The organism is Mycobacterium leprae TN (assembly GCF_000195855.1).
GTDB classification, from domain to species: domain Bacteria; phylum Actinomycetota; class Actinomycetes; order Mycobacteriales; family Mycobacteriaceae; genus Mycobacterium; species Mycobacterium leprae.
On the sequence record NC_002677.1, the window covers coordinates 2,823,550 to 2,836,796 of the forward strand.

The 13,247-nt window shown below is 55.0% G+C and carries 5 protein-coding genes and 7 pseudogenes; 7 read left to right on the top strand and 5 right to left on the bottom strand.

Going from position 1 to position 13,247, the window contains the following annotated elements:
• Nucleotides 1–553: 553 nt before the first annotated feature.
• Nucleotides 554–1,339: a thioesterase II family protein gene (locus ML_RS12105; protein WP_010908858.1), complete on the bottom strand. Its 786-nt coding sequence runs from the start codon at nt 1,337–1,339 to the stop codon at nt 554–556.
• Between the two features lie 1,542 nt (nt 1,340–2,881).
• Here ML_RS12105 and ML_RS14475 point away from each other — a divergent pair.
• The 3 genes and pseudogenes from ML_RS14475 to ML_RS17610 form a co-directional block, all read left to right on the top strand.
• Nucleotides 2,882–3,559: pseudogene (locus ML_RS14475) on the top strand (response regulator transcription factor); the annotation flags it as partial.
• Between the two features lie 460 nt (nt 3,560–4,019).
• Entirely contained in the window at nt 4,020–4,367 is a 348-nt protein-coding gene (locus ML_RS17605; protein ID WP_064430456.1) for a HAMP domain-containing protein, read from the top strand.
• Nucleotides 4,364–4,516, top strand: a complete 153-nt coding sequence (locus ML_RS17610) for a hypothetical protein (protein WP_269147033.1) — start codon at nt 4,364–4,366, stop codon at nt 4,514–4,516. The genes ML_RS17605 and ML_RS17610 overlap by 4 nt, the downstream gene beginning before the upstream one ends.
• Nucleotides 4,517–5,552: 1,036 nt before the next feature.
• Here ML_RS17610 and ML_RS19610 read toward each other — a convergent pair.
• A pseudogene (locus tag ML_RS19610) lies at nt 5,553–5,649 on the bottom strand (lipoprotein LpqH); the annotation flags it as partial.
• Between the two features lie 196 nt (nt 5,650–5,845).
• On the opposite strand from ML_RS19610, the pseudogene ML_RS12115 reads away from it, so the two are divergent.
• Nucleotides 5,846–7,644, top strand: a pseudogene (locus ML_RS12115) (alkyl sulfatase dimerization domain-containing protein).
• Nucleotides 7,645–7,940: 296 nt separating this feature from the next.
• Here ML_RS12115 and ML_RS19615 read toward each other — a convergent pair.
• Nucleotides 7,941–8,325: pseudogene (locus ML_RS19615) on the bottom strand (SDR family NAD(P)-dependent oxidoreductase); the annotation flags it as partial.
• Between the two features lie 42 nt (nt 8,326–8,367).
• Nucleotides 8,368–9,264: pseudogene (locus ML_RS18215) on the bottom strand (protein kinase family protein); the annotation flags it as partial.
• Nucleotides 9,265–9,349: 85 nt separating this feature from the next.
• Here ML_RS18215 and ML_RS19620 point away from each other — a divergent pair.
• Both ML_RS19620 and ML_RS12135 read left to right on the top strand, forming a co-directional pair.
• Nucleotides 9,350–9,956: pseudogene (locus ML_RS19620) on the top strand (histidine phosphatase family protein).
• A 20-nt stretch (nt 9,957–9,976) separates the two neighbouring features.
• A pseudogene (locus tag ML_RS12135) lies at nt 9,977–11,024 on the top strand (phosphotransferase family protein); the annotation flags it as partial.
• A 43-nt stretch (nt 11,025–11,067) separates the two neighbouring features.
• Here ML_RS12135 and ML_RS12140 read toward each other — a convergent pair.
• Nucleotides 11,068–11,400 carry a LapA family protein gene (locus tag ML_RS12140; RefSeq protein ID WP_414085500.1) on the bottom strand — a complete coding sequence of 111 codons (333 nt, stop codon included), beginning with the start codon at nt 11,398–11,400 and terminating at the stop codon, nt 11,068–11,070.
• 703 nt (nt 11,401–12,103) lie between these two features.
• Here ML_RS12140 and ML_RS12145 point away from each other — a divergent pair.
• Nucleotides 12,104–12,418: a type 2 periplasmic-binding domain-containing protein gene (locus tag ML_RS12145; protein ID WP_145985221.1), complete on the top strand. Its 315-nt coding sequence runs from the start codon at nt 12,104–12,106 to the stop codon at nt 12,416–12,418.
• The last annotated feature ends 829 nt before the right edge of the window (nt 12,419–13,247 follow it).

Here is a 13,247-nt window from a genome sequence, read left to right on the forward strand (position 1 = left end):
CACAGCTCGACTTCCCGACGCTGGGAAACCTCAGCAAGCTGAGCTGACCAGGCTGCTGTGACGATTACGCAGCTCTAGCTATCGAGGCACGTCTGCGTGCCTACCGAAGCCCATCTGCATGGTGTCAAACCTACTGTCCCTTGACTAAACCTGCTCCCCATACAATTCCCCCCATACAATCTTCCTGACATGTTAGGGTAATCTCTTCCAGAGACAGCTGGGTGCATTGGTTGAAAAATCCATATGCTTCCCAGCGATCGTCCACATCATCGACAGGTGCTTCTACTCTATTACTCTATCAGCTAGACCTTGACTGGTCCCTACCCGCGATTTCTACGGCCGTTGGTATGACCTGTGGTAAATCGGCGGACGATGGTCGGCCAAGTGCGATTCGTGTTACACAGGGAGCCTGCGGCCAACTTTGGGACTGATGTCCCAATTTGTAACGAGATTCACACCTAACTCCAACTGCACCGGTCATGGGTCATGGTGCGTGACAGGGTGGACAACAGTTAGCGTCGAACGCCGACCGATCCGCGACCGATAGACCCAGCTAAGCTCGATCACACCATTCGAGGGTTTTATCTTCTATATCGCATACTAGCTCTGACAAATTTCCGTTAAGGTAGAAATGGTCCCCAGGAAACACGCGAATCGCGAACGCTCCCGTAGTTCGCTCACGCCATGGCTTCATGTCTTCTTGGGTAGCAATCCAATCCTTATCGCCAATGTAAGTATAAATTGGGCATGAAACCGTCGTCTCTGGCGGACAATTATAACCTGCAATGATGCGGGCCGCACGCAATGTAGGAAGCACTCCAACACGGAATTCTTCGTCCTCAAAAAAATCCGGATTCATGCCGGTCATGCGGACGACTAAGTCCAGCATATCGTTATCGGAAAAATCTTTGATCTGCTTGTACCTAATATACCCCGGAGCCGAGCAGGCCGAGACGAAAAGGGCGATAAGACGATACCCCGCCGATTGGAATCTCAACGCAACTTCGAAAGCCAGCATGCCGCCCATGCTGTGACCAAAAAAAGCGACTGCCCCCTCCGGCGGCGCCGACGGCTTCATGATCGCAAAGATTTCGTCAGCGAGAGCGGGAATACTAGTAAGCGCCGGCAAGCCATACCCATCGCGCTGCCCTGGGTAGTGAACAGCGATCCGCTTTATGTCCGCTGAAAACTCCCGGGAAAATGGGACATAGTATGTCGCATCTCCACCTGCATGCGGGAAAATATATAGCGTAGGGGTGGTAGATGTTTCATCATCGTTGCCGTTGTTCGAGTGCCCGTTCACCGCGCCAGCATACCCTGGTCTAAGAACGTGCAGCATCACTTCGAGCATCAAACAGAGACGACGAAGTCTTATCTGACGGCGTTACTGAATACTTTGCCTTCGACAGCAACCGATTTGGGCGACATCAGCACGGCACTCAGCGCAGCGACGGTCTGCACCCGGTAGACATGCGGAGAACGCTGGAGCGCACGAGCACACTGGCCGCACCGGTACCGTCGGACGACTATCCGGCGAGCAGAGCATGCTGGGATGGCTAACCTGCTCGAGGTCCGACGCACTCTCGTCAAGGAAGCACCCGCGATGGCAACGAAGAGATGGCCGACAAACGGTTTGGTTTGTGGCCAAGCTACCTTGGTGGTGTCCACTCAGTGTTGGGCATTGATCCCGGCGGCAGCACCACAAAATCGAGAACCCAATCCCACGAACAATTTTAATCTCGGTGCAGCATGATAGATTGACGCCAACAACGAGAGCAACAAGTTTTCCACATCTTGATTGATCGCTGCTACTGCTTCAACCGGCGTGGAGATCCTTGCCTTGGCTGTTCTGGCAAAGTTGCGGTCAGCCGGCGCCACTGGGTCCGCATAATCTAGTCCCATATACAGCGGACTTAGCTAGCAGTTCGACTTGTTCGTCGTCAGTGAGCGCCATTTGCCTATCGTTGTTATACCTAAAAACTATGGCTAACCACGCTGTCAGCCCAGCGGCAGAGTAGGATTACAATCTGTATCTTCAGTGTACTGATGCGCCACTTGTCCAGGCAAGTTCAGATTGAACCTGTACCCCACTACTATGACACGCGGGCTAGATAGACGCATCTGCCAACATGTTGGCAGATGCGTAAGTGTTGGCATAACCAATGATCGCATGGCATTGACCGCGTACTCGACAAGATTCCAGTATAATTTGGTTGATCTAGCGCGACGCATCGCCGGGTTGAGTTTTCGCTCGATTCGACATCGAGCATTAGTACAGCCTGGGGTACAATTCACCTCTAGCACTGAGCATAGAACGCACCGTACCGGCGTTGGCCGACCAATTCGGGCGTACGTGAGTGTAAACGATCCCAAAGATCATTCACCCACTGTCCAGTGCGGCAAACACCCAACCATAATCTGGTAGCAAAGTTATGATTATGAGATTATGATAGGTGCCGTCGCAAACTCGACTCGAAAGAACCTGATACTGATATGGGCCATTCCACGGGTACTTGATATTCGGCTATGTCAACGAACAAGGTGTCGGTCAAGTTAGCTCTTTCTCGGCGAACATTTATCTGCCTATTATCGACAATGGCTATCGACTTACGACTGAACAGCAGGATTTTCCTCAAGGTCGAAGCGGGAAACCCTTTACGGCGGGACTCGCTAGCATCATTGCTAGGCTAGCGCCGGCGCTCCGCCAGGCAACGTGCTCTTTGGGACGTCCCGTCACGAGCAAGAGCTACCGATATTGAGCCCCCATCGGGCGGCGACGATTCCATCGTGCACATCAAGGAACGCCATAGCGTCGACTCGGTCGCACGCAGAGACCGGAGCCTGTGCGCGCCATTCCAGAACCGGGGCTGATCGTGTTGTCATGTGCCGTACTCATGGCAACCCAATCACCGTGCTGGTTATTAACGATGCAGCTGTCCTCGCCGAGTTAATGTCGATGACGTTACGCTACGAGAACTGGAACATAGTCGCCGCCCGATAGATCACGGGCGGTCGTGGCAGCTCCGCACGCAGCGACCAGATGTGGCTGTTCTAGAGGTGATGATACCCGACATGAGCCAGCTCGACGTGCTGCACAAGTTACACGAAGACCACCCCCACTATCGCACGCGGTTAAAGACCGCATCGCTGGGCTAACTGCAGGCGGCGATGATGTCACTAAACGTTCAGCATCGAGGAGGTTAATGTTGCGGTTACGCGCGGTGCTGCGGTGCATCGGGGTTAAGACGGTAAACAGCGATGGCGAGGTTGGTGGCCGACAACTTAGTGTTGAACGCGGACAGTCACGCAGTAATGCACGCTGGTCACAAATCTCGTTGACCTCCACCGAGTTCGAGCTGCTACGATTTACGATGCACACCGCTGAGCGAATATTTGAGCAAGGCTCAGATCCTGGACCGGGTGCGGAGCTACGATTTCGGCGGCCACTCCAACATCGTCTAGCTGTACATCTCCTACCTATGGCAAGAAGATAGACAGCAGTCTTAAGCCGATGATCCGCACGCTACGCGGGTTATCCAGCCCGCTAGCGTTTGCCGAGCTTGGTTGCTTCGGCTGGGCGGATACTAGTCGGGCAAGTCGTGGTGCTCACTCTGGTGTGCGTGGGAATTATCGCCACCACCGAATTAGCCTTGAACCACCATCTGATGGCGTAGCTCGGCGAAACCTCTTATTTATCGCTCCGCGTTTACGTACCTTGAACCCCAGCATCGGGGGTGAAGACGCGAGGAATCCATACTAGCTATCCGAGGCCGGGAAGGTCCGAGGTTCCTTAATGCCCCGGTCCAGCCGGCCGACATGGTGGCCGCAGTAGTCAACAACGGCAAGGCAGTCGATGACGGCCATCTGACCAACAGCGATTTCCATGCCGCATTGACCCCCAGCCGCCCAGGCCCAGCTGAAACTAACCGCCGGCAGGCGTTGACTCCGCCATGCTCCGGATGTGGATCGTCTTTGCAATAGTCACCGTGATCGCGCTGAACGCCTAGATAACCGCCGGCATGCTCATAATCAAACGGGCGCTGGCGCCGCTGAGACGCGTCGTCCAAACCGCGAGCCATGTGGCTGTTCTGCCGCTGGACCGCGGTGATGTTGTATTGCCGGTGGGCAGGTTCCCGAACCCGATGCAAACCCGCCATAAAGAGGTGGGTCGACTCGGATCGACCCTCAACCAGATGCTCGATCACATCACGGCCGCACCGGGGCACGGCAAGCGAACAAAACCAGTTGCACCAGTTCGTCGCCAACGCCAGTCACGAATTGGACACACCGCTGAGCGCCACTATAACCTGATTAGCACAACGGATGGGCCGGATGGTCGAGGCCAGGAGGGGGTGCACACACGATGAGCTGGGTGTTACCCGAGACCAAGCAGACAACGCACCTCGTCGAGGACCTACTGCTCCTGGCCCGGCTGGACTCCGGTCACCCGTTAGAGCGCGAACAGGTGGACCCCTGTCTCGACTGGCCGTTGACGCAGTCAGCGAAGCACACGTAACAAGGACCGGGCCACCAGTGGGAGCTTTACCCACCTGAAGAGCCAGTGATTGTTCCCGGTGATGAGGCGCGGTTTCACCAAGTGATGACTGACCTGCTTGCCAACGTCCGCATCCATCCCGGCGCCAGCACCGTCGCGGTTGACCACCGACCCCAGCCATAGCATGCTGCAGGTGATAGCCAACGGCCCTGGCATTCCTTTATCACCTAAGTCGGAGGTGTTCGAGCGGTTCGCCCGCGGGGGAACCGCTCGAACACAAACGGGCAGTATCAAGCTGGGTTAGGCTACCGTATTCTCGGTAGTTAAGGCACACAACGGAAAGATCACGGTGAACAATTCACCCGGTCACACCGAGTTCACGGTGCGGTTGCCACTCAACGGGTGGCAACCGCACCGTGAGCTAGTTCCAGATCACCACATAGCTAGTAGCAGATCACGTCGATTTCCAATGGCCTGCTCAACGGCCACAGGGTTGACCAGAGGCACTGGCAACTGTCATTCTAGATAGAGATTGACGCGATTTCGGTTCAACAGGCGGCCGTGCAGGTTGCCGTACTTGTCCGAGTGGTCGCATTTTTAGGCCCGCTGCTGATGCTGGCCAAACTGTGCGACGACGAAGGCTCGTGCGAGACCGCAGGCACGGTAATGGCACCCGTTCGCATCGGGTCACACGGGCCCTGCAGCACGTGTTCGTCATCACCGCCACCGACCCTACTGCCGCGCCCAGCCTGGACACCACGGTAATCTTGCAGCTATTGCCATTCTTGCTGGCCTCTGCCGCATCGATCATTTTAACCGCGATCCGACTTGTATCCCAGCGTCACACCGTTAACCTTGCCAAGCACAACGGACTTCACCTCGGTAGGATTACAATTTGGTGAGCACGGCGGCGATGCCTGTCGCGGCCCCACCGATCGTGATGTTGACGGTGCCACCCGCAGTTATGCATACGACCGCGCCAGTGATGTCTTGGTTCTTCCCGTCTTATGATGCGTCGACCCGTCGGTAACAGCCGATGTAGCGCCTACACTCGAGGTCCCGCTGCTGTTAGTTGACTTGTTGCTCGAAAAGCCAAAAACACCAGCAACCAAAATTGCCGCCCCGGCTATCGCGACTGTCAGGCCACGCTCCACCTGTTCTCCTTTGCTCGATCTTTGCGGTTCATCGACGTTGAGTACCGTCTCAGCAATATGCTGAGTTAACACGACTGAACAAAAAATTCGGCGAAAAATTCTTCTGATAGCCCTCAGTCCTTCGCATGGTTATTACACGGATAGGAAGTGTATACATAACTTTTCTTTCTCCGGAAACCGGATCGATAGCGAGGTATTGCCTGTGGACCACAAACCCCTACCGCAGTCATCGAATCGTCCCACAGCTAACACACTTTGCCGTTCCACGACACCACGGATTTAGACAACGCTGATCATGGATTCATTGTTGCCCTATACCCATGCGCGATCAAAAGGACCGACAACAGCATGGGTGGAACAACGACGTGTACTCGTTCCTCGGCGCCTTCGCACCGACTTCGGTGCATCCCAACCTCTGGCGGCAATAGACCCTAACCACCAAACAAGAAATGTTCGAAGTAGTTCGCGGTATCTATATCTATCCGATCCGCAGCTTCGATATATCGAATATCACCTTCGTTGAAGGCGACACGGGGATTATCGTAATATATTCGTAATTGATCCTCTGGTATCCACCGAAATGACCGCTGCGGCACTGGACTGGTACGGCAAGCCATCAGGATGGTGACCGTCCCGTCGTCGCGGTTGTCTATACCTATAACCACGTCTAGCTTCGTCGATCATTTCAACAGCGTTCTGGGCCTGGGCATCACCACACAAACGGACGCGTATCCGGCGATGGCACGGCCTGCAAAACTGCCAGGTGGGCTGCAGGCTCGACCAGGCCTCGTCCACCAGCTAGATCACCGTCATCGTCTCGGCCAATCGACATCTGGACGACCGATGAGGCAACACCATCGACAGTGTGGCGGTCCATCAGCAGGACGTGTCGGACACCGAGGTCCCCACCGAGATGCATTTTCTATTCCCCACGATTTCGCACCCTGTTCATGACCAGGAATGACACCCACAACCACAGCCTGCTGGCTCTGCGGGGCACATTGGTGCGAGATCCGCACACCTGGGCGTGCTATCCCTAACCGAAGCGATTGACACCTTCGCCGATCGAACCGATGCAGTGTTCTCCTCGCACCATTGACCAACCTGGGGACGAAAGAACATCGTCAAATTCATGTCACTGCAACGCGACATGTATGCATATCTGCACAACCAGACACTGCAACTACTTAACCAGAGGTGCACAGGCGTTAACATCGCGAAATTGTTCCAAATGCCACTCGTACTAGAACAGTACCGGGTAACCCCAGCTACTACGGGTTAATCAGCCACAACATGAAGGCGGCCTACGAGTGCTGCATGGGTTGGTTCGATGGCAATTCAGCACGGCTATAGCCGCACCCCCATAAGCAATCGGGCCCCGTTACGTCGACGCGATGGTCGGAATCGACCGGATAGTCGAACTTGCCCAAACAGCATTGCAATCCAGCAACTTCCTTTGGGCAGCAAAGCCACTCGATTATGCAATGTTCACCGACAGCTAGTATGCCACACCCTGGGCAGTGCGCTCCGACACGTTGGAGAAGTTGGCCTACGGTTAAGGAAATACTACATGGAGCAACTGTTGAATAAGGGGGTAAAAGAATTAAGCTACAGCAATTTCGACACCGCTAGCACAATCAGCTCCGTATCAATGCTTAATCAGCCAACTCCTGAGCAAATCTTCGACCGGATCGCCATCCGTGTCAACTGACCGTATTAGCATCTCGATATCGTCATTGACATCACTTTCGCAAACCTTCGCACAAACTACCAACTTCCTTACGTAACGGGGTCATAATTTACCGTCATCTCGCAGTTGTATACGCAACAGCAAAAGTTATAATGAAATTGTACAATAAGTTTCGACTACTTGAGTGTGGCGATGAACGATTTCAGTTCACCTGAACTGGAAGTTTCCAGCGACCGGGCCGGACTGCAGGCATTACTAAATGTGCTTGACGAGCCAGACCCAACTTCAACATCGTCACGCTGTAGCACTCCGGCTGAGAACCTCAAGTGACGTGGATAGCCACCTTGCACTCGGCAACAAATCGGAATACCGACGGTCGATGACCACTCAAGCGGCATAGTCAGTTAATTCCAGGATTCGAGCCTTCAGGGCCATCCAGATCGTAGTCGACGGTAGCCGCCGCGCTACCGGTATAGCTCAAACTTCTCTGACCTAGACACTGCCGCACAAACCCCCACCTTCATGGCCACAGTCAGATCGACAGAAGCTAATTGTAGCCCACCGACAGCACCCAAAACAACAACCGATTCTCCTTGCACGACATGGATAATAGTCTAAAGGGGACCTCGAAGTTGAGAGCGACCACCGCGGCGAACAAATCCTTGGTGAAGTCGATCAGATTGTCGTAAAGCGGCGACATATCCACGTTGTAATCAAGGTATCCACCCTGCCGAAGCACTCGCAAGCTATTTCAACCAAAATCCGTCGATCTGGTCCCAGTGTCCTACTTGCACTTTATAAGCCGCAGCAGCGCTACCGATTTCGGCCCCAATCTCCTCGGCGGTGGCAATGCATTTATCCATCTTGCGGCTAGCGATAACCCCGCCAGCTCCGCAACGTGCAGCGACAAAACCGATTTCGCGTCCCCGTCCGCAGCTGCCACCAGTGATCAATACTACCCGGTAGATGGTACCGAAAGCTGACATAAATAACCTTATTCGGTGCATCTTGGTCGGTCGTGACCAGACGAGCTCAGCTGAGGTGGGGATGAGTTGCGGAATCATCGACTCGAAAGTTACGGTGATCTTGACGTCAACTTTGCCGGTTCTTACGGCTCCGCGGCGTAGGTCTTCTCCAGATACAATATCAACCTTCCAGTTGTCCAACGCCAGATAGTAGTCTATTTTCTCGACGGAAAACCACCTGACCGTTTCGGAGCGTTACAGCAACTCGCTGCGAGTTAGCATGCCACGCATGTTCAGATAGACGCCATCGGCGCAGGGGTATTAGCCGTAATAACCCAGCAGATACCAGAAGAAATCTAACAGCAAGTCACCGATCTTCGTCATCTCCCAGTCCACAATCACTGCCAGTAAAGCCGGAATCCCGTACGCAAACATCACGTTGGCGACTAGCGGTCAACTTAACGTTTCATGGAATCCATCGATATGGCGAAAGCCGTCGAGTCCTTAAGCGCGCCAATCCACTCTTCCTAGCTTAGCTGAGCCATAGACAAGCTCGAACACCAGCCCGCGACGGGCCCTGCAGAGGTAGATATCAAACGGCGTTTGCTATCCGCAGTCCATCGGGCTCCACCCGTCTACTGCTTGCATCACATAGAACGGCATACCGAGCACCGTGTCCGTCTCATCGGCGCGAAACGTCACTGCGCGCCAGAGAACGCCTGTATCAGCCTGATCTTTCGCAACAAGCCGTCGATACAGCTTGCAGCGGCGGTGTGTACCGGCCATCTAGAGCACCATGCGCGCCACTGCTGGTTTAGGACCTCACTCAATCAAACACAATGTGTTCTGCGAACAACCCTTTAGTTGTGCCAGCAATAGCTCTTAGCCGCCGCCCGGAGCGCCGTTTTCGTCCAACCACCGACCACACATCCAGCTAGGGCCCGGATACTTGTTGACCATTGTCTACACAACACTCTCCCGATACAGAGACAGAGCATTCTTACTAACGAACTTAGCAGCGCCGACAACCACTATGGGAAGAAACATGGAGGTACTCCCGACCCGGCATACGTTACCACTGCGCAACAATACGGTGAGAGCTCCGACCCCGACCTGTCGAATAAAGGCTGGCGTAGGTCGCGGTCTGCCCGCTGTGGTTGCTTAGTTTACCATAACCCGGGTAGTGATCAGCCCGCAGCGCCGTGCCGACCAAACCGACACACTAGTCGCGGCGGCGTGTAACCCACCTGTCGACATAGACGACCGATTCGCGGAATACGACCGTAGCGGACCACTGTATATCCCCATCAAGCAGGTCTGTGCGGAAAATCCCGCGGAATGGGTGCGGATGACTCAAGGCCATCTGCCCGGTGTGGTCGCGAGGATGTTTTTCTTGCATGCGGCCGCACAGCGGTCAATAACCTGGTTGTCGCCGCCGATCCCGAAGACACTGTTGCGATGTTCAGCCATGACGAGGTAATCAACGTGCTTCTGCACGATAGTCTGAGGACGGCCCCACTTTTATCACTTCCCCCCTCAACTAACACGTCGCTGACACGGCGGTTGTACTAACGGTCTGATCAGGCAACGGTAGCGACGGTGAATGCAGCCGAACATGTGTGGATCTGTTACCCCGAAATCAGCGGTGGTGAATCCGGCCGCGACACCAGCGGTGGTAGACAAGTTCGAGTCGACAACAGCTGACCAACTCAAGGGGCTCGACCTGTCTGCATTGGACGGGTATCTGCGTTCATTCGGCATCGAGCGCTAAAGCAAATTGCGGGCAGACTTTATTTTCGGTGGCCACTCCAATCCGACTGTCCGAATTTACGACGACAAAACGAACTGGCTGGTTCGGCATCCACCGCTGCATCGGCTAACGCTGTCCACGCACGATATGGCACGAGAGTCGTCGCGCTGCAGGACATGGCCAGTTCCGGTGGCGCGCACCACCGCCCTGTGTCAGGACAACGCGGTGCTGGGTGCACCGTTTCAGGTCTCAAATTCGTTGCCGGGCAAGTAGTGCAGCGGTGTGTCCAGCTCGAAGCGTTAGACGGCCGTTACGTAATCGACAGCTGCGTCAACGGATTGATCCGAGTACTCGTCAACTTGCACAGAATTAACTCAAACGCGGTAGGACTGAGTAATTTCGGCAAATTCAGCGAATATCTGGAACACCAGGGGCGCCGATGAGGTTCGCAATGGGACCTGGTACGACTACCCGGCAACCACCCCTACGCCGACGTCGATCGACTACATTCCATTCTGCGCCAAACTATTCCACAACGGGGCCGCACCTCGATCGTGCACAGTTACTACTGGATCGACCACACCATTCTGGACGACGACAACCCAACACAAGTTCGAGTTGTTGTGGACTGGGAGCTCTCGACTCTAGGAGGACCCGCTCAAACTATACGGCGTCGATGTGCGTGTACCACTACCCCGAGCTTGACTTGATCGTCAACGCGCCAACCGTCTGGACATCGCCGCTGCTACCAACATCCGACAAACTTGCAGATCGGTACTTGCTGGTTACCGGCTTGCCTCTAGCGCATTGGAAATGCTACATGGCGCTGGGCTATTTCAAGCTAGCCATCATGGCCGCGGGCATCGATTTGCAAACGTATGTCAGAACAGGAACAGGGAAAGACGAAACGTTTAACGACAGGAAGCTTGAAGTCGTAGCAACGTTGATTTCCCTAGAACTGGCGACGCTTCATCACGCTGAGCATGTAGTCAACGGTTTTAGCACTCATCTCATCACCGATGAGCCGCCACGTAGCGCTTTTTGACCGTGCGGCGCAGCTGAAGGATCCGCGCGGTGCCGACTGCCACTGCTAGCAGTCCACCACCCACGGCCGACAACATTATGGCTACCCCCAGAGGCAAGCTCCAATGCCAGCCGAAGAAGGTGAAAGGTGTAGACGTAGTGTTTTGTGCGATGAAAATCAGCAACAGGATCAAGATCAAGAAGCCGGCAAACAATGCCGACCACAAAGCGCCCGCGCGGGTAACCGGGACAGCCCGTTCCCCAGGTGTCAGTCCGACGGCGGGCGCTGGCTGACTAGGCGGGCCAGAAGGATTGCTGGTCATAAATGCCATCTTGGTCCTATCTCAGGCAAAATGGAACCAAAACGCACGAAAAATCTGCCAGTCCGCACGCAGATGCAGCAACGCCTCATCGTTTCTGACGTTAGAGTCGGCGGTATAGAGATTCCGCAACGCGTGCGTTTGCAATACTGCCCGTAGAAGCATAGCGCGTCACCAGGTTCCTGGTTGCCTCCTGCAGCAATTCCGATCCGTTCGGGGCACAGACTCGCAGCGTGAAATTCACCGTGATCAATTCCGGTGCTTTTCGGAATCTGCGATCACCGCCGAAATCTATGCGCACAAGCGTCGCAGGTCATGGTTTCGACATCGGGTGGCGGATGGGAATGAGCAACTACGAAACGTATACCCCGATACTCACTCAAAGACCATTCCATTGACCTAGTACAGAGTACATCAGCAACCTGTTGTTGGTATTTTCAACTTGACTCCACAACAACCGTGTTCGACGCAGTCGACTTGGAGCTCTATAAGCTCCGGCCCGGAGACCCATCGATTCTAACGCCATCACCGGCTTCTGACACCGACACGGTAACTGTCACCAATCAGACCTCCACCGCGTGGCCACTCGAAAACAATCACTAACTTGGCGAACACATTCGCTGGATGTGAAGTTTGCCGCTCCGCCAGCCGTACAAAGGATTGCGACAGAAGTTACTCACTCGATATCAGCCCGAGCAACCTAGTGGTGCCCAACGACTACGGCGGTGCGGTAACCGTGCACACCCCCGGGGAAGGGAGGGTGACCGCCGCCAACATCCTTCGGTACATCGCAGGCCATCCCACAAAATCACCTGGTGGCACTCGAGGATCCAAAGCACCACTTCCTAGCCAGCAACATGTTCCGCTGGTCAATTCGCAGCAGAAATCGGACCGTCTCAAAGATGTGCTGGACACGGTTTCAGCTGGTTTGGCCACCGCTGCTTCCCTTGAACTGCAGGTTGCTGTCGTGTTTGTGTCTGTGGCGGTGAGTTGTTCGGTTGGTTTCATAGGTGGTGGGTGAAATGGCTGTTTTTGCGTTTTATGACTGGCCGATATGTTCGGTAGTCGTGGGGGGCAGCCCGGAATCCTGTTGACGTGTTTTGCTGTGTTGCGGGGTTTTTGTTGGTGGGTGGCTGACTGCCTGCTTTCGATGAGGCTTCGTGTGCTTTGCCGCAGTGGACACGATTAGCGCGGCGCACGTAAGCATGTCGGTGGTGGGTGCTGCTTGGTCTACATGTTGATGATGCCAGGGGCTGGGCACCTGGGCTGTGCTGAAGGCGATATCGATGCAGGCGTGAGTGTGAGGATAGTTGTTAGCGCCGCGGGGTAGGGGCGTTTTAGTGTGCATGTCATGGCCTTGAGGTGTCGGCGTGGTCAATGTGGCCGCACCTGAACAGGCACGTCCCCGTGCACGGTATAACTATTCGCACCTGATGTTATCCCTTGCACCATTTCTGCCGCTGGTATCGGTGTCGGCGGCTTGTTGACCGGCCCTCAGCCAGCAAGCAGGCATGCCGCCGGGTGCAGCAGTATCGTGTTAGTGAACAGTGCATCGATGATCCGGCCGTCGGCGGCACATACGGCAACCTTCTAGCGCAGATCAACCACCCACACCCCACCAGCCCACCACAACACCACCCTTAGGCCTCAATCACCCCAACAATGCCCCGTCCGATGCTGACTCGCACAAAGACCGACAGCGACGATGATCAGATTAGGTGAACAGGTAGTCGGTGAGAGCTGCTGGCTAGCCGCTTGAGGTCCACCTTCCTCGCGCCCACGGCTTCGAGGACAGGCGCCAAAGGATGCGATGCAGTGAGCTTACTCCGGATGGAACCGGCGCCTGGTGT